The sequence below is a fragment of the Salsuginibacillus halophilus genome (assembly GCF_003014715.1).
GTDB classification, from domain to species: domain Bacteria; phylum Bacillota; class Bacilli; order Bacillales; family Marinococcaceae; genus Salsuginibacillus; species Salsuginibacillus halophilus.
Genome location: NZ_PYAV01000003.1, coordinates 1 through 25,697, shown reverse-complemented (window position 1 = coordinate 25,697; position 25,697 = coordinate 1). Strand labels below are relative to the sequence as shown.

General features: G+C 48.0%; 32 protein-coding genes and 1 riboswitch. Of the genes, 8 read left to right on the top strand and 24 right to left on the bottom strand.

Annotated features, from left to right (window positions below):
* Positions 1-14: 14 nt before the first annotated feature.
* The 7 genes from B0H94_RS02955 to B0H94_RS02925 form a co-directional block, all read right to left on the bottom strand.
* Positions 15-557: a GNAT family N-acetyltransferase gene (locus B0H94_RS02955; protein ID WP_106587758.1), complete on the bottom strand. Its 543-nt coding sequence runs from the start codon at positions 555-557 to the stop codon at positions 15-17.
* 15 nt (positions 558-572) lie between these two features.
* The gene (locus B0H94_RS02950; protein ID WP_106587757.1) at positions 573-1,742 is read right to left on the bottom strand and encodes an aminotransferase class I/II-fold pyridoxal phosphate-dependent enzyme; all 1,170 of its coding nucleotides are present in this window, start codon (positions 1,740-1,742) and stop codon (positions 573-575) included.
* Complete coding sequence (locus tag B0H94_RS02945; protein WP_106587756.1) at positions 1,732-2,079, bottom strand: hypothetical protein; 348 nt, start codon at positions 2,077-2,079, stop codon at positions 1,732-1,734. The genes B0H94_RS02950 and B0H94_RS02945 overlap by 11 nt, the downstream gene beginning before the upstream one ends.
* Positions 2,080-2,313: 234 nt before the next feature.
* Positions 2,314-2,550, bottom strand: a complete 237-nt coding sequence (gene tlp / locus B0H94_RS02940) for a small acid-soluble spore protein Tlp (RefSeq protein WP_106587755.1) — start codon at positions 2,548-2,550, stop codon at positions 2,314-2,316.
* A 72-nt stretch (positions 2,551-2,622) separates the two neighbouring features.
* The gene (locus tag B0H94_RS02935; RefSeq protein ID WP_106587754.1) at positions 2,623-3,357 is read right to left on the bottom strand and encodes an SDR family oxidoreductase; all 735 of its coding nucleotides are present in this window, start codon (positions 3,355-3,357) and stop codon (positions 2,623-2,625) included.
* Positions 3,358-3,436: 79 nt separating this feature from the next.
* Entirely contained in the window at positions 3,437-4,153 is a 717-nt protein-coding gene (locus B0H94_RS02930; RefSeq protein ID WP_106587753.1) for a class I SAM-dependent methyltransferase, read from the bottom strand.
* Positions 4,154-4,346: 193 nt separating this feature from the next.
* Positions 4,347-4,658 (bottom strand): hypothetical protein, encoded by a 312-nt coding sequence (locus B0H94_RS02925; RefSeq protein ID WP_106587752.1) that lies wholly within the window; start codon positions 4,656-4,658, stop codon positions 4,347-4,349.
* Positions 4,659-5,003: 345 nt separating this feature from the next.
* Here B0H94_RS02925 and B0H94_RS02920 point away from each other — a divergent pair, with 345 nt between their 5' ends.
* From B0H94_RS02920 to B0H94_RS02910, 4 genes are read left to right on the top strand one after another with little or no spacing between them, the layout of a single operon-like run.
* Complete coding sequence (locus B0H94_RS02920; RefSeq protein WP_106587751.1) at positions 5,004-5,381, top strand: MerR family transcriptional regulator; 378 nt, start codon at positions 5,004-5,006, stop codon at positions 5,379-5,381.
* A gap of 2 nt (positions 5,382-5,383) precedes the next feature.
* Positions 5,384-6,457: a class I adenylate-forming enzyme family protein gene (locus tag B0H94_RS02915; protein WP_345789029.1), complete on the top strand. Its 1,074-nt coding sequence runs from the start codon at positions 5,384-5,386 to the stop codon at positions 6,455-6,457.
* A gap of 12 nt (positions 6,458-6,469) precedes the next feature.
* Positions 6,470-6,904: a class I adenylate-forming enzyme family protein gene (locus tag B0H94_RS15445; protein ID WP_345789028.1), complete on the top strand. Its 435-nt coding sequence runs from the start codon at positions 6,470-6,472 to the stop codon at positions 6,902-6,904.
* Positions 6,901-8,604 (top strand): acyl-CoA dehydrogenase family protein, encoded by a 1,704-nt coding sequence (locus B0H94_RS02910; RefSeq protein WP_106587750.1) that lies wholly within the window; start codon positions 6,901-6,903, stop codon positions 8,602-8,604. The genes B0H94_RS15445 and B0H94_RS02910 overlap by 4 nt, the downstream gene beginning before the upstream one ends.
* A 275-nt stretch (positions 8,605-8,879) precedes the next feature.
* Here B0H94_RS02910 and B0H94_RS02905 read toward each other — a convergent pair whose 3' ends face one another.
* The 5 genes from B0H94_RS02905 to B0H94_RS02885 all read right to left on the bottom strand — a co-directional run bounded on the left by B0H94_RS02905 (position 8,880) and on the right by B0H94_RS02885 (position 12,535).
* A complete protein-coding gene (locus B0H94_RS02905; RefSeq protein ID WP_106587749.1) occupies positions 8,880-9,752 on the bottom strand; it encodes a DMT family transporter in 873 nt (290 codons plus the stop codon).
* Between the two features lie 108 nt (positions 9,753-9,860).
* Positions 9,861-10,160, bottom strand: a complete 300-nt coding sequence (locus B0H94_RS02900; protein WP_106587748.1) for a hypothetical protein — start codon at positions 10,158-10,160, stop codon at positions 9,861-9,863.
* Between the two features lie 110 nt (positions 10,161-10,270).
* Positions 10,271-10,810, bottom strand: a complete 540-nt coding sequence (locus B0H94_RS02895; RefSeq protein ID WP_106587747.1) for a spore maturation protein — start codon at positions 10,808-10,810, stop codon at positions 10,271-10,273.
* Between the two features lie 20 nt (positions 10,811-10,830).
* On the bottom strand, positions 10,831-11,424 hold the full coding sequence (locus B0H94_RS02890; protein ID WP_106587746.1) for a nucleoside recognition domain-containing protein: 594 nt from the start codon (positions 11,422-11,424) through the stop codon (positions 10,831-10,833).
* A 4-nt stretch (positions 11,425-11,428) separates the two neighbouring features.
* Positions 11,429-12,535, bottom strand: a complete 1,107-nt coding sequence (locus B0H94_RS02885; protein ID WP_106587745.1) for a D-alanyl-D-alanine carboxypeptidase family protein — start codon at positions 12,533-12,535, stop codon at positions 11,429-11,431.
* 120 nt (positions 12,536-12,655) lie between these two features.
* On the opposite strand from B0H94_RS02885, the gene B0H94_RS02880 reads away from it, so the two are divergent.
* Positions 12,656-13,354 (top strand): DUF421 domain-containing protein, encoded by a 699-nt coding sequence (locus B0H94_RS02880; RefSeq protein WP_181315228.1) that lies wholly within the window; start codon positions 12,656-12,658, stop codon positions 13,352-13,354.
* A gap of 5 nt (positions 13,355-13,359) precedes the next feature.
* On the opposite strand, the gene spoVAE is transcribed toward B0H94_RS02880, so the two are convergent.
* The 4 genes from spoVAE to B0H94_RS02860 are packed head-to-tail and all read right to left on the bottom strand — an operon-like array spanning position 13,360 to position 15,601.
* Entirely contained in the window at positions 13,360-13,710 is a 351-nt protein-coding gene (gene spoVAE / locus B0H94_RS02875) for a stage V sporulation protein AE (RefSeq protein ID WP_106587743.1), read from the bottom strand.
* On the bottom strand, positions 13,707-14,732 hold the full coding sequence (gene spoVAD, locus B0H94_RS02870) for a stage V sporulation protein AD (protein ID WP_106587742.1): 1,026 nt from the start codon (positions 14,730-14,732) through the stop codon (positions 13,707-13,709). The genes spoVAE and spoVAD overlap by 4 nt, the downstream gene beginning before the upstream one ends.
* Positions 14,732-15,187 carry a stage V sporulation protein AC gene (gene spoVAC / locus B0H94_RS02865; protein WP_106587741.1) on the bottom strand — a complete coding sequence of 152 codons (456 nt, stop codon included), beginning with the start codon at positions 15,185-15,187 and terminating at the stop codon, positions 14,732-14,734. Before spoVAC ends, spoVAD begins: the two co-directional genes overlap by 1 nt.
* A 6-nt stretch (positions 15,188-15,193) precedes the next feature.
* Positions 15,194-15,601: a hypothetical protein gene (locus B0H94_RS02860; RefSeq protein WP_106587740.1), complete on the bottom strand. Its 408-nt coding sequence runs from the start codon at positions 15,599-15,601 to the stop codon at positions 15,194-15,196.
* A gap of 101 nt (positions 15,602-15,702) precedes the next feature.
* Here B0H94_RS02860 and B0H94_RS02855 point away from each other — a divergent pair, with 101 nt between their 5' ends.
* On the top strand, positions 15,703-16,239 hold the full coding sequence (locus B0H94_RS02855) for a hypothetical protein (RefSeq protein WP_106587739.1): 537 nt from the start codon (positions 15,703-15,705) through the stop codon (positions 16,237-16,239).
* Between the two features lie 762 nt (positions 16,240-17,001).
* Here B0H94_RS02855 and scpB read toward each other — a convergent pair.
* Positions 17,002-17,574, bottom strand: a complete 573-nt coding sequence (scpB, locus tag B0H94_RS02850; RefSeq protein WP_106587738.1) for an SMC-Scp complex subunit ScpB — start codon at positions 17,572-17,574, stop codon at positions 17,002-17,004.
* A 1-nt stretch (position 17,575) separates the two neighbouring features.
* Entirely contained in the window at positions 17,576-18,340 is a 765-nt protein-coding gene (locus tag B0H94_RS02845; RefSeq protein ID WP_106587737.1) for a segregation and condensation protein A, read from the bottom strand.
* 165 nt (positions 18,341-18,505) lie between these two features.
* Here B0H94_RS02845 and B0H94_RS02840 point away from each other — a divergent pair, with 165 nt between their 5' ends.
* Complete coding sequence (locus B0H94_RS02840; RefSeq protein WP_106587736.1) at positions 18,506-19,045, top strand: DUF309 domain-containing protein; 540 nt, start codon at positions 18,506-18,508, stop codon at positions 19,043-19,045.
* Positions 19,046-19,059: 14 nt separating this feature from the next.
* Here B0H94_RS02840 and B0H94_RS02835 read toward each other — a convergent pair whose 3' ends face one another.
* The 6 genes from B0H94_RS02835 to B0H94_RS02810 form a co-directional block, all read right to left on the bottom strand.
* Complete coding sequence (locus B0H94_RS02835) at positions 19,060-19,437, bottom strand: GNAT family N-acetyltransferase (RefSeq protein ID WP_106587735.1); 378 nt, start codon at positions 19,435-19,437, stop codon at positions 19,060-19,062.
* A gap of 81 nt (positions 19,438-19,518) precedes the next feature.
* Complete coding sequence (gene ribH / locus B0H94_RS02830) at positions 19,519-19,986, bottom strand: 6,7-dimethyl-8-ribityllumazine synthase (RefSeq protein ID WP_106587734.1); 468 nt, start codon at positions 19,984-19,986, stop codon at positions 19,519-19,521.
* A gap of 30 nt (positions 19,987-20,016) precedes the next feature.
* Positions 20,017-21,210, bottom strand: a complete 1,194-nt coding sequence (locus tag B0H94_RS02825; RefSeq protein ID WP_106587960.1) for a bifunctional 3,4-dihydroxy-2-butanone-4-phosphate synthase/GTP cyclohydrolase II — start codon at positions 21,208-21,210, stop codon at positions 20,017-20,019.
* A 46-nt stretch (positions 21,211-21,256) separates the two neighbouring features.
* Positions 21,257-21,904: a riboflavin synthase gene (gene ribE, locus B0H94_RS02820; RefSeq protein ID WP_106587733.1), complete on the bottom strand. Its 648-nt coding sequence runs from the start codon at positions 21,902-21,904 to the stop codon at positions 21,257-21,259.
* Positions 21,905-21,908: 4 nt separating this feature from the next.
* Positions 21,909-23,000 (bottom strand): bifunctional diaminohydroxyphosphoribosylaminopyrimidine deaminase/5-amino-6-(5-phosphoribosylamino)uracil reductase RibD, encoded by a 1,092-nt coding sequence (gene ribD, locus B0H94_RS02815; protein WP_181315227.1) that lies wholly within the window; start codon positions 22,998-23,000, stop codon positions 21,909-21,911.
* 168 nt (positions 23,001-23,168) lie between these two features.
* Positions 23,169-23,316: riboswitch (FMN riboswitch) on the bottom strand.
* A gap of 63 nt (positions 23,317-23,379) precedes the next feature.
* Positions 23,380-25,005, bottom strand: a complete 1,626-nt coding sequence (locus B0H94_RS02810; RefSeq protein ID WP_106587731.1) for a methyl-accepting chemotaxis protein — start codon at positions 25,003-25,005, stop codon at positions 23,380-23,382.
* 160 nt (positions 25,006-25,165) lie between these two features.
* Between B0H94_RS02810 and B0H94_RS02805 the strand changes: the two genes are divergently transcribed.
* On the top strand, positions 25,166-25,372 hold the full coding sequence (locus B0H94_RS02805; RefSeq protein ID WP_106587730.1) for a YwbE family protein: 207 nt from the start codon (positions 25,166-25,168) through the stop codon (positions 25,370-25,372).
* Positions 25,373-25,697 lie beyond the last annotated feature (325 nt).

The window sequence follows — 25,697 nt, the reverse complement described above, 5'->3', positions numbered from 1 at the left end:
TTAAATGTAAATTCTTAACTCCTCCACTCCGATGCGAGCGTGCTGTACACGACATGATCCAAAAACGTACCGTGCACATGTTCCACCCCGCGGAGCGTTCCTTCTTTTACAAAACCGAGACGCTCCGGTACAGCCAGGCTGTTTACATTTTCCACTGCCGCACGAATCTCCACCCGGTACATGTTTTCAGAATTAAAAGCTTCCGTTGTTAATGCAGCAGCTCCTTTTGTTGCAATGCCCCGGCCTTGAAATTCAGGAATGAGCCAGTACCCAATTTGGGCGGTTCGGTGCTTTTGATCAAGCTGATTATACCCGGCAACACCACACATCATACCATGACAGTAAATGATGGCAGTCAGCACATTTCCTTGAGCGAAACCTGTTAAACTTTGTTGTAAGTAATTCGCAGTATCTTCTACTGAAGTCATCTCATCCACCCACGGTAAAAAAGTGCGTAACTCGCCTCTGGCGTGGTCAATGATGGTAAATAACGCTTCAGCGTCCCGGACTGTGCCAAGCTTCAACGAGATCTCTTCATCTACGAGTAAATAAAACACCTGCCGCCCCCTCTTTTACCAAAGCTGTAATGCTTTTAACCTTCGTGCAGCTTCTTTTAAATCAACTTCCGGCGCTAACAAAGCTGCCCGGACGTAACCTTCACCGCCTTCACCAAAGCCGCGCCCCGGTGCAAAAACAACACCTGCTTCCTTAAGTACTTTATCTGCAAACGCTTCGCTCGTCCAGCCCTCAGGCAGTTTCAGCCAGGCAAAAAAAGAGCCTTCCGGGGCTGTGACTTGCCAGCCGGCATCGTGCAGTGCATTCATAAACACATCGCGCCGCCGTTCGTATAAAGCGCGTAAGGCAGCTATTTCTTCATCTGGCCCTTGTAACGCTTCAGCCGCTGCTTCCTGCACAGCACCGAAAAGGCTGCAGTGCATATGGTCTTGATACACATTCACAGCTTCAACAACTGAAGCATTACCAACCACAAACCCGACGCGCCAGCCCGCCATATTATAAGTTTTCGATAAAGTTAAGAGTTCAACGCCACTTTCTTTTGCGTCAGGCGTTTCTAAAAAGCTCGGCGGCTGATGCCCATCAAAGCCAATCGCACCATAGGCAAAGTCATGCACAACACAAAGCTCATGCGTTTTTGCAAAATTAACGGCCGCTTCAAACGTCTCCGGGCGCACGACCGCCCCTGTAGGGTTGTTCGGGTAATTCATAAAAAGCATCCGGCTTTTCTTGGCAGCTTCATGAGAAAGTTCATGAAATGCCGGCTGAAAGTTATTGTTTTGATCAAGTGGCAGCGAATGCATCACACCACCGGCAAGCGCGATACCGGATAAATAATCAGGATAACCCGGGTCAGGGAGCAGCGCGCCATCCCCTTCATTTAATAAACATTGCGAAAGCTCAATAATGCCGGCCTTTGCACCAAAGGTAACGGCGACTTCAGTTTTTGGATCAATATGTACACCGTGCTTCTCTTCATAATAACGGCTGACCGCTTCTTTTAAGTCCGGCAGCCCGCGAAACGAGGCATAGCGGTGATGCTCAGGTTTGTCCGCTGCGTTTTGTAAAGCCTGCACAATCCGCTCCGGCGTTGGCTGATCAGGGTTTCCTTGTCCCAAGTTGATCACATCACCGGTTTCCTGCTGTTTTTTCGCTGCTTTTTTTACAAGCGAGGCGAAAAATTGTTCAGGGAGCCGCTCGATCCGCTCAGCTCGTTTAAATTCCATTGTCCGACTCCTTCTCAGCCCGGGCTGCAACAAAAAACTTCTCAGCTTCAGCAACAAAAGTTTCCCAGTCGGAAAACCCTGTGGCGCTTTGTATGGCACGATTTAATTCAGCTTTCTTTTCGTCACTTAATTTTTGAACATCAGCCAATATATCAAGTTCCCCGGGAAGGTGCTCAAACATGTCATCAACATCCGTCCACGGGCTGTATCGGCTTAAAAAAGCAGGACTAAATAACACGCTTTCATCGATTTCACCTTGTTCGACGAGGTGACGCGCACCGGCTTCTAAATTGTTTAGATGATTCATCCACTGCTGCGCTTCAAAAAATCCACCCATCGAGTGCTCACCCTTTCATTCATACTCTTGTTCTTATTTTAGCACTTTCGCCGGCGCTTTGGCATCTGAAAACAAAGGTATAAGAAAAATGCGAGATGAAGCCTATGCTCTACCGGGACAAGAACGTGCCTCGCCTCCTCCTAAACGTGCCTCGCCCCCTCCTAAACGTGCTTCGCCCCACCAAGCGTTCCGAGCAAGAAAAAACCGCCGCGCGTGAGCACGACGGTTCTTTCTTTATTTACAGCCGCAGCCGTTTTGATGTTTTGCTTCGTCTTTCATTTCGTTACGTAAGCCTTCGACACTTTCTTCGCGTCGTTCATTTTTTCCTTCAATTTGAGCGCGTTGTTCTTCACTGATCTCTTCACGGTGGGCACGTACGTAATCTTTCGCCTCATCGCGGTTATCTAACGTATGATCAATAATATCCTTAATGCGCTCCGGGTTGTTTTTACGCTCCTGCTCATTCTCCATGTGTCTTCATCCCCTCCCTTGGTGGATTCATCATTAGTATGACCTCAACGAAGGGAAGTATGCACACAGAAATTAGCCTCGAAGCGGACGCACCGTTACTTCGTTCACGTTGACTGAACGCGGCTGGCTTACCGCATAATGAATCGCATCCGCAATGTCATCAGCTTTTAGAAACGGCATGTCCATGCTTTCAAACCGTTCGACAATATCTTGATCAGTGATGTGCGTTGCAAGTTCTGTTTCTACCGGTCCCGGGGAAATATTGGTTGTGCGGATGCCGTGATGGGTGAGTTCTTTTTCCATCCCCATTGAAAATGCGCGTACGGCGAATTTTGTGGCGCTGTACACCGAACTTGATGGCATCACTTCCTGCCCTGCAACTGAAGAAACGTTAATGACGTGGCCGTTCTGTTGTTCAATCATTGCCGGAAGAACTGCATGAACGCCGAAAAGGACCCCTTTAATATTGACATCCACCATGGTTTCCCATTCATCCACGTGATCTTTTTCTAACATGGACAAAAGCATCACACCGGCGTTATTTACGAGAACATCTACTGTGCTATAGGCTTCTTTCGCCTTTGCGACAGCACCTTCAACTTCCGCCCGGTTTGTAATATCTGCTGCTACGGCAATGGCCTGACCGCCAGCACTAGTGATTTCGTTAACCAGTTCATCAAGACGTTCTTTGCGGCGGGCAACGAGTACAACATTTGCCCCGTCAGCTGCGAGGCGCTTCGCTGCTGCGGCACCGATTCCGCTGCTTGCACCTGTCATCATTACGGTTTGATTTTGAAGATTCGCCATCTTTGATCACCTGCTCTTTCAAATTTTCGTGCAGGTTAAATTGTACAAGCAATCGATACGGCTGAAAAATAAAACGGCTTCAATGCAAAAGTGGCCGCTTCACCAGTGCGCGGATCTGTTTGGCGTTGACAGTGATCGCACACCCGTCGCGGCGAATTGGAAATGTGACAGGTTCAATGGTTAGTTTCAGCCTGTGCCAGTTTTGATATGCTACATTAATCAAGCTTAAAGCATCTGCTGCATCAATATTTGTTTCAAATAATGCTCGGTACGTTTCTCCAGTTTTCTGGATGGTTTCAGTTGCTTCAGTGTTCATCGCAAGTACGTTTGTGCCTCCAAAACTAGTGCCTTCAGCCATACGGTGCAGCAGCTTATGCAAGTGCCTCGGGCTTGCCGTATGTTCTAAAGAAGCAAATGCCATGATCAAGTCCCAGCTTTTTGGGGTGATTGTAAAAGCATCCTGGTCTTTAACTTCCCACCGGCAGCGTGGTGAAAGACCGGTATCTTTTGCATATTGCTGTGCAGTTTCAACCGCTGAATTTAAAAGGTCTACACCTGTGCCCCGTGCCTTAGGAAATTGCTTTAAAACAGGGAACAAATTACGACCCACCCCGCACGCTAAATCAAGTACCTCGAATGCCGATTCCTGGGGCTGGGATTGAATCCAAGCAGTTACAAGCGAGTCCGGCCGTTCAAGCCAGGTGCCTTTTTCATATACATGATGAGCTGTGTAATACGCGTGATGATAATCGGCTTCTGCTTTACGTATCGCAGAAATTTGTTCATCCTCAAGCATCGCTGTCACCTCGAGTGATCACATTGATTACAGTTTAGCCAGCAACATCCGCTTTCATACAGCTGCTTCTGTAACAAATTTACGCACGATATAAAAAACGAAGACACCGGAATAACCGTGCGCCTTCGTCTACTCATAAAGTGTCTTTTTGTTCAAATTATTTGTAGTCAATGAGAATTCCACCTTTGTTAATTCAGCTCGCTTTGAAACGTTTCACGCCTCTGACGTGCAAATGTTCAAACGGAGAAGCACCAGCGATGGATAGCTTGATCGGTTTATTTTTTTGACGCACACCTTGATGTACATAAACAAGTGTACCGTGGAAATGATGGCATTCATAAAATGATGGATCTGCCGGCTGCTCTAAGCTGGAGCGTGTATCAAATGCGGTTTGATTCACAATACCAGTGCCCGGCTGGTACGGATCAATCGTTACAATGCCTCCTCTTTTCATGATCCATGCCCGCGTTTTGTCGTTCATATCGATTTGCTTTGTATCCTGCATCTTTCATCCTCCTAATAACTTGTTATTAGATGTATTCCCAAGATAAAGGGAGGAAAAACGTTTTAAAATAATTTCATTTGATTTCATGACGATTTTTGATAAATATCGGCTTCTCATCGGAATTAAACTAGAATATTTCGTTCAAATCTTATGAGGCCGATTTTCTCAAATGCCACGCTTAATTCCCCTGCATCCGCGCATGAATCCACTCACGCCGCGCATCAATCCACTCACGCCGCAGTTCATCTTTCACGCTGCGCAATTTGTTGTTGTTCGGTGATTGACTTTACGTTGACGTTAACGTAAAGTCAATTTGTAAAAAAATTCAGTCACGAGGTGCGTAACATGCAATACACCATTTCCGATCTCGCCGCACAATTTGATATTAGTACACGCACCATCCGCTACTACGAAGAAAAAGGGCTGCTCACCCCTGAACGTGACGCTCAGGGACAGCGATTGTACCACCGTAAAGACCGGGCACGGCTGCAGCTCATTCTGCGCGGAAAAAGGTTCGGTTTCAGCTTAGAAGAAATTGAAGAAATGATCACACTGTTTGATGAAGACCGGAGCGGTAAAAAACAGCTTGAGGTAACTGTTGCCTATGGTGAAGAAAAAATTCAGGCGTTAAACGAACGAATTGAAGACATGGAGGCGCTGCGTAATGAGATGCAGGAGCTTCATAAAGATTTTCAAAAACGATTACAAGCATTGGAGGACTAAACATGACAATTTCAAATTGGATTGCTCAAAATGCCTTGAAATACCCTGAATCCCCAGCGCTTATCCTTGGTGAACATGTCACGACTTATGCTGCATACAATGACGAGATTAACCGGCTCGCGGCTGGTTTACAGGCACTTGGCGTCAAAGTTGGTGACCGGGTTGCGATTTTCATGCCAAACACACCTGAATTTGCTAGCGCCCTTCCGGCCATTCACCGAATCGGCGCCGTGGCTGTTCCCCTTAATGCGCGCCTGACGACTTCTGAACTTAACGACATCCTTACGCACGCGGAAGCTAAAGCGATCCTTGCTCATGAAGCGTTGATGGCTACCGCAAAAGACATTGCCATGCCGGATGGTTTCATCAAAATCACTACAGCTGCTACTGATCAAAACTGGCACGCCTTTCAATCCTTAATTGATCAAGCGCCACCTGTACCTGAGCTCCCCGATATTAACGATGATGACCTTGCCACCCTGCTGTATACTTCCGGCACGACTGGTCAACCGAAAGGGGTTCGGTTTACGCACCGCAGCATTCAAGCGGTCAGTACAATGATGGCGGTGGAAACCGAAATGAAACCGTCGTCGCGGATGCTTCATATGATGCCCCTTTCGCACTCGGCACCGCTGCACTTATTTTTCGCCGCCGGTATGATGACCGGGGCGAGTCACGTATTTCATCCTACATTCACGCCGGATGCGCTGCTTGAACAAGTTAAGCTTCACCGCCCGACTCACTTTTTCGGCGCTCCGGTAGCTTACTTAATGACAGCCGGACACCCGGCGCTGAAAGATACAGATCTCAGCTCGGTCAACTGGTGGGTGTACGGAGGTGCACCGCTTGGCACAAAAGAGGTGGAATGGGTGCGCAGTCAGTTTAATACCGATCGTTTTCTCGGGGTATACGGATTAACCGAGGCTGGTCCAAGCGGCACGCTGCTTACGCCTGAAGAACACGGTGAAAAGTCCGGAAGTATTGGGGCCCGCGGTGCGCTTGGTGCAGCTGTTGCGCTGTTGAATGAAGACGGCGATCATGTAAGCCCTGGTGATGTAGGTGAAATTGCGCTTTAAGGCGAGTGCTTAATGCAAGGTTATGAGAAAAACGAGGCGTTAACCGCTGAATCATATCAAGGTGACTGGCTGTTAACAGGTGACATGGCCATGCAGGATGACGAGGGTTATTTATGGGTCATCGACCGGAAAAAGGATATCATCATCTCCGGCGGCGTGAACGTGTATCCGAGAGAAATCGAGGACACGTTGAAAGAACATCCAGTGGTGCAGGATGCTGCTGTGATCGGCGTACCGCATGATACATGGGGTGAGAGTATTCACGCTTACGTCGTAGCCACTGAAGCATTAACTGAACCTGTGACCGCGCTTAGATCATTTCTTGAAGGCAGGCTTGCCTCCTATAAGCTTCCACATGAAGCGACAGTTGTTGATGACTTGCCGCGAAATCCAACCGGTAAGATTTTAAAAGGTGAACTCCGAAAAATGAAGGAGGAAGCAAAATGAGCCGACATGCAAAAGACGCGACTTCTGCAACTACAGAACAAAAGGAACAGAAACAGTCCGCAAACCGATATTCAGCTGATCCCCGACTAGCCGGGATTTTACAAGCGTATCTTGAGGAAGACTTTTTTTCTTATGCTGATGAAGCGCTCTCCTCTTTCGCTGATCAACTCGATGACGTGGATACCCGGGCTGCTCACACGGATGGCGCCGGTGAACCGCAGCTTATTCGCTATAACAAATTTGGTGAAGAAGTTTCCGAAGTGTGGGTGAATGAAGGGTACCAAAAAACGGTTGCGGACATGTACGACACAGGGATTGTAGGTTACGTGCATAAACCGATTCCTGCACTCGGCCGGCCGGGCAACTACCATTATTCTTATGCTCAAGGTTATCTTCTTTCACAAGTTGAGCCTGGATTTTACTGCCCAGTTACGTTAACGATGGCAAGCGCCTACCTGCTTGATGCTTATGGGGACGAAGATTTGAAGGCGAAATACTTGCCACACTTTACCGCCACAGGCGACACTGAGCTTTACGAAGGAGCGACGTTTTTAACCGAGCGCCAAGGCGGATCTGATGTAGGTGCAAACGTCGTTGAAGCTGTCAAAGCAAGTGATGGCTACCGGCTGCACGGTGAAAAGTACTTCGCCTCAAATGCCGGCATGTGCGGAGCAGCGATGGTGCTTGCTAGAAGGGAAGGTGCTCCTGCCGGCTCGAAGGGGCTCAGCTTGTTTCTTGTGCCGTGGGAAAATGAGGATGGCCGCGTGAACGGCCTCCGGATCCGCCGCTTAAAAAACAAGCTCGGTGTTAAAGCTGTACCGTCTGGTGAAGTGGAATTCACCGGCGCCCGCGCCTACTTAGTCGGCGAGGCTGAGCAAGGCTTTTATTACATGATGGAAGCCTTAAACTTATCACGCGTATGTAACATGGTGGCTTCTCTCGGGATTATGAAGCGCGCTTATGATGAAGCGCTCAGCTATACCCATCACCGCGAAGCTTTTGGGCAGAAGCTAAGCGATTTCCCCATGGTCCGAGAGCAGCTGATGCACATGCTCGCTCGTCAAGAAGTGCAGCTTAGTGCTTCATTTCAAGCCATCGAGCGATTTGATCGGGTGATGCGTACCGGCGATTACACAAATGAGGACGAAGTGCTTAACAGACTGTCGATCGCCTTGTTAAAAATGCATACCGCAGAAGAAGCGATTCACTTTTCCCATGAAGCGATTGAGCTGCACGGCGGTAACGGCTATATCGAAGACTTTGTCACCCCTCGGCTTTTACGTGATGCGCAAGTGCTCACCGTTTGGGAAGGAACAGCCAACATTCTTGGCCTAGAGCTGCTTCGACTGTTGAATCGTTACGAGGCGGATACGTTATTCGCAAGCGAAGTCGAAGACATGCTTAGTTTAGCACCTGAAGAGATGCAGAACGAAAAAGCATTCGTCTGGGAAAAACTTGTTGAAGTGCGTACCTTTGCTGACGAAGTGAAAACAGCTGACGAAGCCGCCCAAACGTTTCACGCGAAAAAACTTGCGAAACAAATGACGAACGTTCTTCTAGCTGCAGCCGCGCTCTCTGATACGACCCACGGCGACAGACGAGCGCAAATAATCGCACGTATCTTCTTAGAAGCAACTTATCCGGAGAGCGGCTTTGTCAGGGAACCAGCTTCACTTCAACATTTTGCTGACCTTGTGTAATTCCATCATTTCATACACGAGGTGAGCATCCGGCTTCTATAGGTCAGTTGGTGTCTCAAAGAGCTTCGCAAAAGCATTTCATCTATAAGGGTGACGGCTTTACAGTCGCTAAATCATATACTGCCTTCATTAAAAAACATCCATTTCATGCTTGCGGCTTTCGTTGCGCTACAAAGAATGTTGTAGAAAAAATGAACAGCTGCAAGCACCTCTATGTATCATAGCCAGCATGTCAGCCATCGTTTCTCTAAACGCCCCCGTATTCTGTCTGCGATTCATTGTCGCATAGCTAAAATCACACCTGAAACGGCGATTGCGCCGCCAACGATTTGTGCGGCTGTAATGGCTTCGCCTAAAAACAACACCGCGCCGATCATCGTAAAGACCGGCAATAAATTTAAGAAGACGCTTGCTTTGGAAGGACCGACTGCAGCAACAGCTCGTGTCCACAACATCAAAGCGACAACTGATGGAAAAATGCCTAAATACAACAAGCCGGCGATCAGCTCAGGTTGAAACAATCCTTCCGGAAGACCGCTCGACCACCCGACAAATACAAACGGAATTAAAAGCAGGTTACCGAAAAAAAGCATCACAACCATCGCCCCAAGCAGGGGAAACTTATGGTTATGTTGTTGAATCAGTAACGTGTAAAACGCCCAGGAGATTACAGCCATGAGCATAATGAAATCGCCTCGGTTAACAGCCAAATTGACAAGCACTGTAAGTGAGCCTTCAACCATGACCCAGACCGCACCGATTAAACTGATGAAAACGCCTAATACTTGCTTGCGTGTTAAACGTTCCTTTAAGAAGATGTAGCCTAAAATCATGGCAAACACCGGTGTGGTTGCTTCAACTATGCCAGCATTTGTTGATGACGTGTAATTTAAAGATAAATAAACGAGTACATTAAAGGTTGTGATCCCGGTGATCGCATATCCCATTAATGGAACCCAGTTATGTTTAAAGCTCGGCCATTGTTGTTTGATCTGTTGATAACCAAACGGTAAAATGACGAAAAACGCAATCAAATTTCTTATCAACGCGACAGTCGTTGCCGGCAGCTCGTTCACATATTTTCCGACAACAAGGTTTCCGGAAAACATCATCACAACAACAATTAAAAATATGTAGTACTTCCACATGCTTGATCCACCTTTACATCCTTGGACAACTTCATTTAATACGAGCATAACATAAGGGGGTTGAATACAATTTCACGAAACGTGTTCTCATTAAAAAAAGCGCCTCACTTAGACGCTTTCCACCTCAACACGACGGTGCACAATGAGTTCATTTTCGTCATTTAACATGACTTGTAATGGTGCGTTTTGCATTTGCAGCCCGCGATGAACATAAACGAGTGCTCCTTGATGCTGCTGTGACGTATAATCTGCGGTGAACTTTGGAGGACCGAGCATGCACGCCTGTGCTATTGCAGCCGAGGACTTATCCTGTGTTGTTACCGAGCTGATATGAATCGTAAATATGCCGCCCATGCGCAGCACCCAGGCTCTTGCGCTTGCGTTCATGAAAATGTTTGGCTGCTTCATCCCGGCTCTCCCATCTTCTTTGTTGTATAACTTTCACAATATTTCTCCCCTAATTTCGACAAAAATAAACACATTAATTCATAGCTTTAAAGTTTCATCGTTCAGCTAAGTTACATCGCTGCACCAAACACAAGTGTCACAACGACCACCGCTGCAATAATGCCGCACACATCAGCAAGCAGACCGACTTTTAATGCATCTCCAGCTTTTTTAATACCGACAGCACCAAAATATACCGTTAAAACGTAAAGGGTTGTATCCGTACTCCCCTGCATGGTTGAAGCGAGACGGCCGATGAAAGAATCCGGTCCATACGTTGCAATTAAATCACTCGTTAACCCAAGGGCACCTGTGCCCGATATTGGACGCATGAGCGCAAGTGGTACAATTTCAGCCGGTATACCGACAAGTGCAAGCACTGGCTCAAGGCTTTGAATCAATACTTCCATAGCACCTGAAGCGCGAAACACGTGAATGGCAACCATCATACCGGCAAGAAATGGAATGATCGAAACCGCAAGATGAAACCCTTCTTTCGCCCCGTCAACAAATGTTTCATAAGCAGGCACCCGCCGGCGGGCCGCCTGCAGCAAAATGAGTGTGATTAAAACCGGCAGAAACCACATCGAAACGACTGTCACCCAGCCCATACACCCTCCCCCTTTTTCACTTACGGTGTATGTTTTCGTACACGGCGCCAATGAAAATAACGATCAATCAAAAGCGCCATGACCGTAGAGCAGAATGTTGCGACTAACGTTGTCCCGACTATTTCAGCCGGGTTGGCCGAGTTATAATTCATCCGGATTGAAATGACCGTCGTCGGAATCAGCGTTAAACTGGCCGTATTCAATGCAAGCAGTGTAATCATAGACCGGCTCGGCTCATCACGGCCGCCGTTTAAATGTTTTAACTCTTCCATCGCTTTAATCCCCATCGGCGTTGCCGCATTGCCGAGCCCAAACATATTCGCACTCATATTTGATAAAATATAACCCATCGCCGGATGTTCTTTTGGCACTTCCGGAAAAATTTTTGCCGTCACCGGTGCAAGCATCCGGCTGAGCATCCGTAAAACACCGCCTTTTTCAGCAATGCGCATCACCCCGAGCCAAAAAACTAAGATACCGATCAAGCCGATACAAATGGTGACCGCTTCTTCTGCCCCGGTAAATAACGCTTCGTTAACTTCTTCCATCCTCCCATTTACTGCAGCAAAGACAAATCCGGTGATCAGCATGACTGCCCAGATGACATTAATCATCTGCTCACTCCTTCAGCATCCGTAAAAGCCGGTTGATCCGCTCTAAAAACGTAGGTGGGCTTTCGGCTTCTTCCCGGTAAACTTTCGCTTCTGCTACCACTTCACCGTCAAGCATAAACTGCCACCTCCCCATGGAACCATCGCCGCGGTGCGCCATGTCACGTTGAGAGAAGCGAATAAATTTTGAGGTTAATTCTGCTTGTTCTTCCGCATTTAATGGATACGTAACCTGATCGTGAACGTAAGCTTCTTCCTGCAGCTCTGCACTTAACACCGGCTGTTTACCAGGTTCAGCTAGCGTTATCGGCTGAAATGCTGCAAACGCGGTTTCAAACATTTGAATGTGGTCATTCCAGTCACTTGGCGCGTTTAACGTAACCGCAATCAGTTCTGTATCATTTTTTTCTGCGGTTGACACAAGTGTCCGCTTCGCCCGCTTTGTGTAACCTGTTTTTCCACCGGTGGCATGCTCGTACAATCCAGTGAGCAGTTTATTTTTATTCTTCCAGGAATGGTCCCACGCCTCCCGCTCATTCGGTGCTGAATGATGCGTTGTGCCGGAAATTTCACGGAACTCTTCATTATTCATCGCGTAGCGGGTCAATAACGCCATATCAAATGCCGTTGAATGATGTTCTTCGTGATCATCAAGCCCGTGTGGATTTTGAAACCGAGTACCCGCCATCCCGATCTCCTCAGCTTTTTTGTTCATTAAATAAACAAAGCCATCAAGCGTTTCACCGGCGTGTTCTGCAATCGCAACCGCTGCATCATTACCAGAGCGAAGCATTAAACCGTACAACAAATCTTCAAGTTTCATTTCATCTCCCGGTTCTAAATATAATGAAGACCCTTCTGTACCGGCTGCGTTTTGTGAGATTTGAACCATATCATCAATCTCTGCCTCCTCAAGGGCAACAACAGCTGTCATGATTTTTGTAATGCTTGCAATCCGCATCTGTTTTGTTTCGTCTTTACCGTACAAAACCCGGCCGCTCTCCTGCTCCATTACTACGGCAGATTCTGCGGACACTGCTGATGCTGTTTCAGCCGGCAGTACTGCAGTATAGATAAGAAGTAAACTAAGTAAGCACAGCGCTGTAGTTTTCATCGACGACTCCTTTTGTGTGGCATGAGTTAGTAGCATTGTATGTATCAACGGACAAGTTATGCCCGTCTTAAACCATGCAAAACCGGGCAGACTAAAAGCAGCAAAAAGGAGGTAATGGCTATGCTTGAAGACAATTTGCTCATCCTCGGACGTATCATAACCATTTTCCCTTTGCTGCTTGCTGCTGCCATATTTATGGGTAAACGTTCGATTAGCGAGCTGCCTATTTTTGATTTTCTCATCATTTTATCCCTCGGTTCTGTCACCGGGGCAGACATTGCCGATCCGTCAATCTCACATACACATACTGCATTTGCGATTATTGCCATCGCCTTGTTACAAAAACTTGTCGTAAACGGAATGCTCCGGATGTCTTGGTTAAAAAAACGAATCACGTTTTCACCGACGGTTGTGATCGAAAACGGCGTTCTTCTTGAAAACAGCCTGAAATCAATTCATTACAGTGCGGAAAATATATTGCAGCTTCTCCGCGCCCAAGGGATTTTTGATATCCGCGACGTGCAAACGGGAGTGCTTGAAGGTACAGGAAGTTTGTCGGTAAAGCCATATGACAATGCGCGCCCGCTTCGTTTTCAAGATAAAGCTGATGCTCCGGCGGTTACAGTCACGACGTATCCAATCTTTGTTGACGGACGCTGGGCAGAAACGACACTACAGTCGTTAGGACTTTCCAAACAACATGTGGAAAATACGCTTGGGCGTTCTGTCGATCAATCATTTATCGTTTTTGCTGGAGAAGACGGCAGTTTGTTTATGTCACCTAAAGACGCACAACCGGTACAGCCGTTTCACCATTAAAAGATTTAACCTTTCGCACGGAAAATAAGGGCTGCAATAAAGCTGAATATAATCGCTGCAGAAATACCTGCACTTGTCACCTCAAAAATTCCGGTTAATATGCCGATCCAGCCGTTTTCATCAGCTTCCTGCATCGCTCCGTGGACGAGGGCATTACCGAAACTTGTAATCGGTACGGTTGCACCAGCTCCGGCAAAATCAATGAGCCGCTCGTACAACCCGACCCCATCAAGCACCGCTCCGGCAACAACGAGCGAAGCCATCGTATGAGCAGGTGTAAGTTTAAAGATATCCATAAGCACCTGTCCGACGACACAGATGAGCCCGCCAACAATAAAAGCTGTAATAAATGTCATGCGCCTCCCCCTTTCGGCTGCTCAATCACAACAGCATGGGCAATGCATGGAATCGTTTCTCCCTGCTGATAAGATACCGGCGACAAAAGAGCACCTGTAGCTGCGATTAATACTTTGCTTAAATTGCCGCTTTCAAGCCCTTTTATAATATGGCCGTACGTTACTGCCGCCGAGCAGCCACAGCCGCTTGCACCGGCATTGACAGGCTGATTCTGACTGTAAATCATGAGCCCGGCATCCTGCAGTTTTTCTTCAGGCATATCGATCTTTTTTTCGGCAAATAAATCAAGGGCAAGCATGCGTCCGACCCGTCCCAGATCTCCGGTTAAAATGAGGTCATAATCGTCTGCTGTTGTATGAAAATCTTGAAAATGTTGATCAATGGTGTCCACTGCAGCCGGTGCCATTGCTGCTCCCATATTGAAAGGATCTGCAATACCACGGTCGATCACCCGTCCAATCGTTGCTTTTGTTACAACTGGACCTTGCTTACCGTTTGGCGCGGCGATCACAGCCGCACCAGCAGCTGAAGCAGTCCACTGCGCCGTTGGCGGTTTTTGCGCACCGTATTCTGTCGGATAGCGGAACTGCCGCTCCATCGCCGCATTGTGACTAGAAGTCCCACACAGCACCCGATCTGCTCCGCCAGAAGCAACGGTTAAGGCAGCGAGTGCTAAACTTTCCATCGATGTAGAGCAGGCGCCAAACAAACCAACATACGGAATGCCGAGTGTTCGCCCGGCAAACGTAGTCGAAGTCATTTGATTCGTTAAGTCACCGGCGAACAATAAATCCATATCCGAACCAGAAAAATCACCGTGACGGAGCGCTTCTGAAGCTGCTGTTTCAAACAGCTTCTGCTGCGCTTTTTCAAAGGAGTCCATCCCCATATATAGATCATCAAATAATATATCAAACGCCTCGCGCATACTACCGGCGGCTTCAAACGGTCCACCAGCCGTACCGGAAGCCTCAATCACCGGCGCCGGCGAATAACTGAAACTCTGCTTTCCAGTTTTCATTACAAGATGCCTCCTTCAACCAGCAGCATGCGTATAATCGCGACAATAAATGCGGCCACCGTTCCAAACACGATCACCGACCCGGCAAGCTTAAACATATTACCTCCAACACCGAGCACAAAGCCTTCGGTACGGTGCTCAATTGCAGCACTTGCCATTGAGTTTGCAAACCCTGTCACCGGTACAGCACTGCCGGCCCCGGCAAATTGCGCGAGCTTATCGTACACCCCGAGACTCGTTAACAACACGGAAGTAATAATAAGTACAGCAAGTGTTGGATCTCCGGCCGTCTGCTCGTTAAAATCAAAAAAGGTAATAAAAAAGAGCTGGATCGCCTGACCGATCGTACAAATGAGACCACCCACCCAAAAAGCGTGCAGACAGTTTTTCCAAAATGGACGTTTTGGCGCCCGGCTGTCGGCCAGTTGTTGATAGTACGACTTATTGTTAGCCATGATGATCTATCCTTTCATATGTTCATCGACTGCTGTCAGCTCTCGAATCGTTTCTTTTTTTGTGATATCCCCTTCATTGACACGGGCTTCTAACCGAGAAAGCAATTGCCAAACTTTAAGATCCGTGGAAAAATGAAAAGAGATGTTATCATCAAACGCATCTGACAACGCCATTGTAGCCTCTTTTCTAACTTCTGGAAGTTGCAGCCTGTAACGGTGCGCTACCTCAGCACTTACATAAACCTTATTTTCACAACTGACCGCTCGCGCTTCTGTCACTTCGTGAAGCGCTTCAACTGCGTTGGCGGCTTTATGTGCGTGCCCCTGCCCGCACTGATCTTCTGCAGCTTCACCTGTTGCTGCAAACATAAGCGTGAAAACAGCTGCTGCAAGTAAAACTTTTATGTGACCCAAGAAACAACACCTCGCTTTTTGACATGTACTGCCTGTTAGTGTCACCGCTTCTTGAAGCATTATGACCTGTGGAAACGATTGGTTAAGAAAGGAAGGATTTTTTGGAGGAAGTGATTACGGCACTGCTCGCTCTATTTCTCGTTTTATTTGTTTTCGCCGCCTGGCGCATCGCAAAGCAGCTGCGTGAACTGCACTACACCCAGAGCCAACTGCTCGTAGAAGCTAAAAAATTGGTACAAAACAGCGAATTTTTATCAGAAGCTGAAACAGAGCGGCATCAAGACAACTTACGGCGCTTTGTGATCAGCCGTGCCTTAGAGGCGCGCGAGGCTGTAGAAAAGCAGACGGCTGAACTCCGTCCGCGGGCTGTTGAGAACGTCCATATAAACAATGGATTGACGCGCGAGGAATTACTTGAAGCGTTCACACCAGAGGAAGCACAAGCTGTGCAGCAATTTTTTAACGCCACAAAGCACTACATCGAAACTTACTGGAAAACAGACCGCGGGCATTTAAAAACGGTATTTACCGGGCATCCAGATGCCCCAAACGGCGAGGTGCAGTCTATAAAAAAAGCAAGCCGTTCATTATTAAAAACGCTTGATGACCACTTCAGCCGGATGCATCAAACGTCTTAATTATAAATAAGGTTCTGTCCCATAAGATCTATTTTCAATGATAGGCACAAGAAATATACTTGCTTTCACCAATGGCACAAGTGCAACATCGAATCAATCGGCACTTACACTTGATTTCGTCTTATCAGCTTTGCCGCCGGATAGCGCTTCAGCTTGCGTGTGAAAAAACCGTTCATTGCGGGATCTTCAGCAGCCTCGCTGCTCTTCCCAGTGGTGTAAGAAAGAGCTGTGCGTAAAATAAAATACGAAGTCGAACCGTTATAGCGTAGGACGATCCGAACGTGAAGAGACCCACTTTTTAAGATGCCTGCATTTCGGTTGTTATGACGGTTTAACAACGCCTGTCTTGTTTAAAGAATGATCTTAAGATTTTCGCGTTTTACCTATGTGAGCCGATTTTGTAATGACGCTTCATGAGCAATAAAACGAACAATATCCATTGGAAATGATTGATGATCCGTAAATTGAAAAGTAACCGAAACGAAAGACGGCGACTCCCAGAGGGACAAGTGCAGGCTGAAGATCCACTTGTTCGATTGGTAATCAAATCGAACAAGTTAGCTGAAGCCAAGCCCTCGGGAAAGCGTCCGTCGGTAGTGTTGGTTACGTTCATTGTTCGAGGAAGTTGAGGCCGTACCCGAGGCAAGTGTCCGCCGAAAAGTGACGTCGACCTTCGATTTTTTTAAAGTTTATCTACAAGCTGAGGGGATGTCCTATAAGATATACATTAAATAATTTGTTAATAACTTTTGAGACAGCTCCTTACTCTTCTGAAGCAAGGCTTGCAAAAAACAAGTCTGCACTTTGAAAATCGTCTTCATTGTTTTCATTTTCCGGAAGTGGAGGCAGCTCTTCAAGCGAAGTTAAATCAAAAGTATCTAAAAACTGATCGGTCGTGCCGTATAAAATCGCGCGACCACTGCCTTCAGAACGGCCTCTCGCTTCGATTAACCCGCGCCCGACAAGAGACTGCACGGCCTTTTCCGCTTTCACCCCGCGAATATTTTCAATATCAAGACGCGTCACCGGCTGTTCATAAGCAATAATCGCAAGCGTTTCAAGGGCTGCCCGCGATAATGTTTTCTTCTCCGGCGGATTCATCATCCGGCGAATATACGGGGCCGCTTCTTTCACCGTCACAAAGCGGTAGCTGTGCCCGCTTCGATCCATATAAAACCCGCCGTCTCGCTCGTTTACAACCGATTTCAACGCCTCTGCTTCTGCTTCTGCTTCTGCTTCAGAAAGCTCTAACACATCAGCGAGTTCGGGGAGTGTCACACCTTCATCACCGCTGACAAACACTAAACTTTCAATCAACGCTCTTACTTCTGCCACGTTAGCTCGCTCCTTCTTCTTTACGATACATCCATATATCTGAAAAGTTTCCGTCCTGCCGGCATAAAATCTCGCCACCTTTCATTAATTCAAGCACCGCAAGAAAAGAAGCGACAAGTTCTGCCGGCGGCCTTGCCGCAAGCCAGTTCGTAAAGGATACCGGGCCTGTCGAAGTCTTCACTTTTTCACGTACATCCTCAATTTGTGCTTCCACCGTAAACGTATCTGGTTTTACAACCGCCGGCGGTTCATTTGCCTTTTTCAGCCGGTTTTTCGCATTTTGATACGCTTGAATCATATCATAAACCGTGATTCCGCCTACATCCGGCACCGCCTGTTCATCTTCATGCTGAATATAGTCATCCACCTGCGACGGCGCTTTACTGAACTTTTCCATGCGCTCTGATTCAAACGTTTCAAGGGTCCCTGCCGCTTCTTTATACTGCTTATAAGCCGCAAGTTTTTCGGCAAGCTCGCGGCGCGGGTCGTCTTCATCTTCAAGCATCTCATCAGCTTCCATGTCTTCTGCTTCTTCAATCGGAAGAAGCATCCGGCTTTTCATCGCAAGCAACGTTGAGGCCATGACTAAATATTCGCTTGCATAATCAAGGGCAAGCTCCTGCATAGAGTGAATATAGGCCATGTACTGTTCCGTAATTTGTGCGACAGGAATATCATATATATCAACTTCAGCCTGCTGAATTAAATGCAGCAAGAGATCAAGCGGCCCTTCAAAGGCATCAATTTTCACACTGTATGTCTGCATATGTATCGTTCCTTCAATTGCATCATATCCTTATAGCTGATAACAGTTTGTTACAAGCTGATGAGTTTCTAACGGCTGCATAGCTATGTTATAATAGCTGACAATTAGATAACACCGACCATGGATGCATCTATGGCGGTGATTTTGTAGTTAGGAGGTTGCCGATTGGAGCAGTATCCTGAAGCTTATATCGATTATCTCGTTTATTTTCATACAGATCGTGACTTTTTTGAGTGTCACGAAGTGTTAGAAGATTACTGGAAAGAAGCGACGAACAAACAGGAACGGGTCTGGGTCGGTTTAATCCAGATCGCTGTCGGCTTATATCATGAACGCCGCGGCAACACAGCCGGTGCAGAACGCATGATTTCAAGCAGCTGGAACATTCTCGAGAAGCGCCGCGAAGAAGTTGAAGCACTCGGCCTTGATGCAGAAGCCCTGCTTGAAAAACTGATTGAGCGGCTGCAGCACTTGCGCCAAGACGTGCCATATGTTGATATGAACTTACCCATCAACGACCCTGACCTTCAAACTGCCGTAGCGCATAAAGCTGCGCAAACCGGCATCACGTTTGGTGCGGAAACAGATTTTACCGATGACATGATCGTGCATAAACACACCTTGCGCCCAGAGCGTGCCGAAGTGATTCAAGAACGTAAACTGCAGCAGGAAGAAAAAGCAAAAAGACGGCAGGTTCACTCGTAACCGGCCGTCTTTTTTTATTCGCTCGGGGCCTTGCCGCTTTGTTCCTCATCTTTCGTTTGACGCTGCGCTAAATACGGCGCAGTTTCTTCTGTTCCATGCAATTTTACCTGCAGACGCTCTTCCAATGTCTCTACAAGCTTTTTGGCAATGCCTTCATCACGAAAAGACGGATTCACACACAAATGACGCAATTCCACCCGGCCTTCTTCAGGCATATATAAGCCGGCGACAGCGACCATATCTTCTTCTTTCCATAAATAAAGCCGCCACGCATCATCTTCTTCGTAACGCTGCATCGTCTCCTGCAGCGTTTTGACATCTTTTTGCTCCGGTGAATACGACAGAAGCCCCATCGCGATTTTTTTATGCGAAGGTTTATATTTCGTTAACATCCTTCATCATCCTTTGTTCGCAAGACCTTAATCCGCCTGTTCAAACCGGCGTCCGCAGTATATCATACCAGCCGGCGCGACTTAACGAAAGCTTTTCGCAAGATTCGCCATTTCAATTGCAGAAACAGCCGCTTCGCCACCTTTGTTACCGGCTTTTGTGCCGGCACGCTCAATCGCCTGCTCAATGGTATCTGTCGTTACTACACCAAAAATCACCGGCACATTCGTTGAAAGCGAAAGTGAGGAAACGCCTTTTGCCGTCTCGCCGCAAACGTAATCAAAGTGCGGCGTGGAGCCGCGGATCACTGTACCAAGTGTAACAACCGCATCGTATTTCCCACTTTCAGCCATCTGCTTTGCCGCAAATGGAATTTCAAAGGCGCCGGGCACCCAGGCAGTGTCGATCTGATCTGCTGAAACACCGTGACGGCGGAGCGTATCTTCTGCACCTTCAAGCAGTTTGCTCGTAATAAAATCATTAAACCGACCGACAACAATGCCGATGCGAAGATCTGTACCTACAAGATTTCCTTCATATACATTACCCATGTTTAGCCTACTTTCTACAATTGTAAAATTTTAAAAGTGAAGCATGTGACCAAGCTTCGAATGTTTCGTACGTAAATACTTTTCATTGTCCAGGTTATAAGGCAGCTGAATTGCCACCCGGTCCACAACGTGCAGGCCGTAACCTTTCAAACCTGTAATTTTACGCGGATTATTCGTTAACAATTTCATGTTGGAAACACCAAGGTCGCGCAAAATTTGCGCTCCTACACCGTAATCGCGCAAATCCGGCTTAAAGCCGAGCTGTTCATTGGCTTCGACCGTGTCATAACCTTTCTCCTGCAGTTTATATGCCCTTAGCTTATTAATCAAGCCAATGCCTCTGCCTTCCTGCCGCATATACAATAATACGCCGCGGCCTTCATCTTCAATCTGCTGCATCGCAGTATGAAGCTGCGGACCGCAGTCACAGCGGTTTGAGCCAAACACATCACCAGTTAAACACTCCGAGTGGACGCGGACGAGGACCGGGTCTTCCGGGTCAATTTTTCCTTTCACTAATGCAATATGTTCCTTATCATCAATGACTGATGTGTAAGCGTAAGCCTCAAACTCCCCAAACGCTGTCGGTAAAGTGATCTGCACTTCCCGGTTCACTAGCTGATCTTTTTTATTACGGTACTCAATTAAGTCTTTAATTGTAATCATTTTCAGCTCGTGCGTATCAGCGATTTCACGAAGGTCAGGCACCCGGGCCATCGCACCGTCTTCTTTAATAATTTCACAAATCACGCCTGCAGGAGATGCACCGGATAGACGGGCTAAGTCAACAGCAGCTTCAGTGTGCCCTGCCCGGCGGAGTACGCCGCCTTCTTTTGCAACGAGTGGAAAGATATGACCAGGCCGCTGGAAAGCTTTCGGGCCTTCTTTTTCATCAACGAGGGCCCGCACCGTATCTGCCCGTTCGTGCGCAGAAATGCCGGTTGTGTTCGTTTCATGATCTACACTAATTGTAAAAGCAGTACCATTTGGATCCGTGTTATGATCAACCATCGGCGCAAGCTCGAGCGCTTTTGCCCGCGCTTCTGTAATCGGAGCACAGACGAGCCCACGGCCGTGGGTAATCATAAAGTTAATCGTCTCCGGCGTCGCCCGGTCTGCCAGCGCAACAAAATCCCCTTCATTTTCCCTGTCTTCATCATCACAAACGATGACAACCCGCCCTTGCATTAACTCATAAATCGCTTCTTCAATCGGGTCAAACATTTCCTCTGTCATGTCATCACGCCTTTCTGCGGCTTGTTGGCTTCTGCTATAAAAATCCGTAACCGTTTAAGTCTTCTTTCGTTAAACCGGGCTTTGTCTGCGTTTCTTTTACTTCAAGCAGCCGCTCTACGTATTTTGCGAGCATATCGGTTTCAATGTTCACCACATCTTTTGTGCCTTTTTCACCAAGCACCGTCTCTTCTAAGGTATGTGGAATAATCGAAAGTACGAGCTCATCATTTTCAATCCCGAAGATGGTTAAGCTGATTCCATCGACTGCAACCGAACCTTTATAGCTGATATAAGGGGTAAGCTCCTTATCTACTTGAATGTGAAAATACACAGCGTTCGCTTCAGGCGTCCGCTTTTGAATGACTCCGGTCCCATCCACGTGCCCGCTTACAAAATGACCGCCAAACCGGCCGTTTGCCGGCATTGCCCGCTCTAAATTGACGGCACTTCCTGTAGCGAGCTGGCGCAGACTTGTTGCCCGGACCGTTTCCGGCATAACATCCACCGTAAAGCTGTGGCTTTGAAACGAGGTCACGGTTAAGCACACCCCGTTTACGGCAATGCTGTCGCCAAGATGGACATCTTGTAAAATTTTCTCTGCCTCAATAACGAGAACAAAAGATTCGCCCTGCCGGTTGAGCGACTGCACCTTCCCTTTTTCTTCAATAATACCTGTGAACAATTCCTCATTCCTCCCGTTTGCGCGCTGTAATTTTTACATCAGGACCAAGCATTGTTGTTTCTTGAATTTCCATGGCCGGTACGTCGGCTAAAGCTGGCATACCTTTTCCTTTCGATTGCGGAGTTGCCTCACGACCGCCGATGACCATCGGCGCAATATAGGAAACCCACTCGTTAACGAGCTGTTCTGTAACGAAGCTGCCAATTAAAGTGGCGCCGCCTTCAACTAAAACAGACGTGATTTTTTCTTCGCCGAGCAGTTCCATCACCTTGCGCAAATTCGACGCCGGTGATTCATTCAGGCGAAAAATCCGAGCCCCGGCCTCCTGTAGTGAAGCCGCTTTATCCTGCGGCGCTTCCGGTCCTGCAATGATCCATACCGGTGCTTGATCGTCATGGAGCATTTTTGCCTCAAGTGGTGTGCGCAGCATCGTATCTACAATCACCCGGATCGGCGAGTTACCACCGGCAGGGAGGCGGGTCGTAAGTGATGGGTCATCGTGAATGACCGTATCAATCCCAGCCGCAATGGCTTGATGCGTGTGACGAAGCCGGTGACCGTCGGTACGGGCAGCTTCACTTGTGATCCACTGGCTTTCTCCAGTATGCGTAGACGTCTTCCCATCCAGCGATGCTGCTGATTTTACAGTAATGTAAGGTAACCCGGTGCGTACGTAATGGAAAAAAGCCCGGTTTCGTTCGCGGGCTTCACCTTCAAGACACCCGACAGTCACCTCAATTCCTGCGTCTCGTAACTTTTGAATGCCGTTTCCGGCCACTTGCGAAAACGGGTCCTGCACAGCCACCACACAGCGGCTGATTCCTGCTTCAATAACTTTATCCGCACATGGCGGCGTTTTTCCGTGGTGACTGCACGGTTCAAGGGTGACATAAATCGTCGCGCCTGCTGCTTTGTCACCTGCCATATTTAACGCATGGACTTCTGCATGCGCCTCGCCGTGCGCCAAATGCGCCCCCACACCAACAACCGCGCCGTCTTTCACTACAACTGCGCCGACGAGCGGATTCGGGGCAGTCTGGCCTTCAGCACTCGCAGCTAAATCAAGCGCCTGGCGCATATATGTTTCATCATTCAACAAGCTTCCTCCCCCTTTAAGGCTTTATCATCATATAAAAACCCCTCAATCGACTTCAGGATTGAGGGGGAAATCGCTTCATCACGGACGAAAAAAAGATACACGTGCCGAATATCTACAAACCGGCAGAACATACACGTATCGCCGGTTTATTATTGACGTCCGCGGTCATTCCTTCTCCCATCCAGACTTTCACTGTCGGCTCCGGAGTTACACCGGATCCACCGGCTGCCAAAAATGCCAGCCGGGTCACGGACTGAAAAGCATACGCTTTAACACCGCCGGTCGGGATTTTCACCCTGCCCCGAAGGTACCGCTGAAAACTCATTCATTTTTCTAAAACAGTATATCACAGCATAGAAGCAGTTGTGCAAGTAATTTACTCTACCTCTGTTCTGAAGCGCTCCACCATCTGCTGCATCCGCCTTGATTCATCGGCAAGACGCGCGGCTTCCTGCGACATCACTTCTACATGACTTTCTTTTTCGCTTAAGCCGGAAGTGGTATCTTGAATCCCCTTTAAAAATTCATCTGCAATGTTATGAACGTGATGAATCTTCTCCTGCAGTTCTGTCCCATCCTTTGCAAGCTGCTCTGCTTGTGTCCGGTTTTCCTGTACAGAAGTGAGCGTTTCTTCAACTAACGTACTTAACGTTTGAATCGCACCGTCTGCTTCCTGCATTTTTTCCGCACCTTCTGTCATCACGTGCAGGCTTTCATCTGAATGCCGGGCGGCTTCCTGCACTTCACCTTCAAGATGTTCAAGCTTTTGAATGACTTCAGAACTAAACTGATTGGTCGCTTCTGCAAGTTTGCGTACTTCACCAGCGACAACCGCAAAACCGGCACCAGCCTCGCCGGCACGGGCCGCTTCAATCGAGGCGTTTAAAGCAAGAAGGTTTGTCTGCTCAGCAATTTCCGTAATTGAGGCAACGCGGCTCCGCATAGCTGCCGCCTCATCAATGACGGTCTCAAGCCGGCCGCTTGAAGTGCGGGCGGCTTCCTGCATCTTTTCCATCTGCACCCGTGATGCCTGCACAGCCTTTCTACCTTCAGCAGAAGATGAAGCAGCGCCGGAAGAACGCTCTAGTGAGGCGCTCACTTCCTCTTTCACCGCTTCAACACGTGCCATCATTTCATCTACATGTGATGCTGCTGACTGTAGCGAAACCTGCTGATGGCCGGCATCGTCATGGAATTGATGCAGCGTACCGCTTACTTCCTCAAACACCGCGGTGACTTCTTCTGCCTCGCGTTCCTGCTTCGTGCTCACTTCCTGCACCATCGCCGAAGCCTGCGTCATATTTTGGATCATGTTGCGCATGCCAAGCACAACTTTATTCATTTCAAAACCAACTTTGTGAAAGTCATCCTGCCGCTGATTTTGGACCTCTTTTGTTAAGTCCCCTGCCGAAAGGGAACGGGCGGTACTATACCAGGCACGCACAGGCGCAGTTATCAGCCGGTACAATACGAAAGCACATACGACTGAAACGAAGAGTACGATACTTGTTATCGTTAAAGCGCTTCCGCCTTCTGCCCCGACAACAGCGGCCCCAAGATATGCAGAAGCAGCGGGTATCACCGCCATAGCTGTAAATAACGGAAACAAAAACGGCTTTTGCACCGGTCGGCCGAGCCGCAAGTTGACGGACCGGCCTTCACCGTCCACGCCGATCGGTGCAGCCGCATCTAACAGCACTTCACCTGTATTGCGGGTATACTCCTGTACGATCGGTGTCGTTGTTTTTGCCGCATTTAAACCAACATCATCTTTAAAGACGTGACCTTCGCGCAGCCGGTTAGTATGTACAAGGCTGCGGCCGGATGGTTCAACAATTAATAAATATTCATCACCTTCTAAAAGCTCATCAAGTTCTTGCCGGAGCTCATGGCGGGCTTGTTCAACATGGGTATGCGCAAGCCGATCCTTTAAATTTGCTGCAACTTCTTCTACTTTTCGTAAAGCTTCGCGGGCTTTCTTTGTTTCTGTTAACGTCGCCATATTTTCACCACCACCTGTTTGAAAACGAATACATATTTTATTAGATCAAGTATACAAAATTATCTTAATATTTAAAATGATAGACGAAAAATCAATTTCACCGAAATCCTGAATTTTGCCCTCATTTCTGCTAAAGTTAGATTGGAAAGGACGTGTTGTAATGAGTGAAAATGATGGTACGAAACGAACAAATATCGAACCTGGTAAAACGGTGGATGTTGTGCAGAAAGCAGATCAAAGAAGCGGCAAAACGACGCGCGGCACCGTGCAGCAGCTGTTAACGAAAGCGCCAACGCACCCACACGGTATTAAAGTACGGCTGACGGATGGCACCGTCGGCCGCGTGAAACAAGTGATTGAGGAATAATATGAAGGCGAAGGCGCGGTGAGCCGCGTCTTTTTGATATGAGAAGATGAGCCTGCCGGCGTGCGGTCCCTGCCTCTGAGCGAGCGGTCCCTACCTCTAAGCGTGCGGTCTCTACCTCTAAGCGAGCGGTCTCTACCTCTAAGCGAGCGGTCTCTACCTCTAAGCGAGCGGTCTCTACCTCTAAGCGAGCGGTCTCTACCTCTAAGCGAGCGGTCTCTACCTCTAAGCGAGCGGTCTCTACCTCTAAGCGAGCGGTCTCTACCTCTAAGCGAGCGGTCTCTACCTCTAAGCGAGCGGTCTCTACCTCTAAGCGAGCGGTCTCTAC

Excerpts from the sequence above, each read along its gene's own strand:
- B0H94_RS02950 (WP_106587757.1), bottom strand. The coding sequence starts at position 1,742 with ATGGAATTTAAACGAGCTGAGCGGATCGAGCGGCTCCCTGAACAATTT.
- B0H94_RS02945 (WP_106587756.1), bottom strand. The coding sequence starts at position 2,079 with ATGGGTGGATTTTTTGAAGCGCAGCAGTGGATGAATCATCTAAACAAT.
- tlp (WP_106587755.1), bottom strand. The coding sequence starts at position 2,550 with ATGGAGAATGAGCAGGAGCGTAAAAACAACCCGGAGCGCATTAAGGAT.
- B0H94_RS02935 (WP_106587754.1), bottom strand. The coding sequence starts at position 3,357 with ATGGCGAATCTTCAAAATCAAACCGTAATGATGACAGGTGCAAGCAGC.
- B0H94_RS02930 (WP_106587753.1), bottom strand. The coding sequence starts at position 4,153 with ATGCTTGAGGATGAACAAATTTCTGCGATACGTAAAGCAGAAGCCGAT.
- B0H94_RS02925 (WP_106587752.1), bottom strand. The coding sequence starts at position 4,658 with ATGCAGGATACAAAGCAAATCGATATGAACGACAAAACGCGGGCATGG.
- B0H94_RS02920 (WP_106587751.1), top strand. The coding sequence starts at position 5,004 with ATGCAATACACCATTTCCGATCTCGCCGCACAATTTGATATTAGTACA.
- B0H94_RS02915 (WP_345789029.1), top strand. The coding sequence starts at position 5,384 with ATGACAATTTCAAATTGGATTGCTCAAAATGCCTTGAAATACCCTGAA.
- B0H94_RS15445 (WP_345789028.1), top strand. The coding sequence starts at position 6,470 with ATGCAAGGTTATGAGAAAAACGAGGCGTTAACCGCTGAATCATATCAA.
- B0H94_RS02910 (WP_106587750.1), top strand. The coding sequence starts at position 6,901 with ATGAGCCGACATGCAAAAGACGCGACTTCTGCAACTACAGAACAAAAG.
- B0H94_RS02905 (WP_106587749.1), bottom strand. The coding sequence starts at position 9,752 with ATGTGGAAGTACTACATATTTTTAATTGTTGTTGTGATGATGTTTTCC.
- B0H94_RS02900 (WP_106587748.1), bottom strand. The coding sequence starts at position 10,160 with ATGAAGCAGCCAAACATTTTCATGAACGCAAGCGCAAGAGCCTGGGTG.
- B0H94_RS02895 (WP_106587747.1), bottom strand. The coding sequence starts at position 10,810 with ATGGGCTGGGTGACAGTCGTTTCGATGTGGTTTCTGCCGGTTTTAATC.
- B0H94_RS02890 (WP_106587746.1), bottom strand. The coding sequence starts at position 11,424 with ATGATTAATGTCATCTGGGCAGTCATGCTGATCACCGGATTTGTCTTT.
- B0H94_RS02885 (WP_106587745.1), bottom strand. The coding sequence starts at position 12,535 with ATGAAAACTACAGCGCTGTGCTTACTTAGTTTACTTCTTATCTATACT.
- B0H94_RS02880 (WP_181315228.1), top strand. The coding sequence starts at position 12,656 with ATGCTTGAAGACAATTTGCTCATCCTCGGACGTATCATAACCATTTTC.
- spoVAE (WP_106587743.1), bottom strand. The coding sequence starts at position 13,710 with ATGACATTTATTACAGCTTTTATTGTTGGCGGGCTCATCTGTGTCGTC.
- spoVAD (WP_106587742.1), bottom strand. The coding sequence starts at position 14,732 with ATGAAAACTGGAAAGCAGAGTTTCAGTTATTCGCCGGCGCCGGTGATT.
- spoVAC (WP_106587741.1), bottom strand. The coding sequence starts at position 15,187 with ATGGCTAACAATAAGTCGTACTATCAACAACTGGCCGACAGCCGGGCG.
- B0H94_RS02845 (WP_106587737.1), bottom strand. The coding sequence starts at position 18,340 with ATGCAGACATACAGTGTGAAAATTGATGCCTTTGAAGGGCCGCTTGAT.
- B0H94_RS02835 (WP_106587735.1), bottom strand. The coding sequence starts at position 19,437 with ATGTTAACGAAATATAAACCTTCGCATAAAAAAATCGCGATGGGGCTT.
- ribH (WP_106587734.1), bottom strand. The coding sequence starts at position 19,986 with ATGGGTAATGTATATGAAGGAAATCTTGTAGGTACAGATCTTCGCATC.
- B0H94_RS02825 (WP_106587960.1), bottom strand. The coding sequence starts at position 21,210 with ATGTTTGACCCGATTGAAGAAGCGATTTATGAGTTAATGCAAGGGCGG.
- B0H94_RS02810 (WP_106587731.1), bottom strand. The coding sequence starts at position 25,005 with ATGGCGACGTTAACAGAAACAAAGAAAGCCCGCGAAGCTTTACGAAAA.
- B0H94_RS02805 (WP_106587730.1), top strand. The coding sequence starts at position 25,166 with ATGAGTGAAAATGATGGTACGAAACGAACAAATATCGAACCTGGTAAA.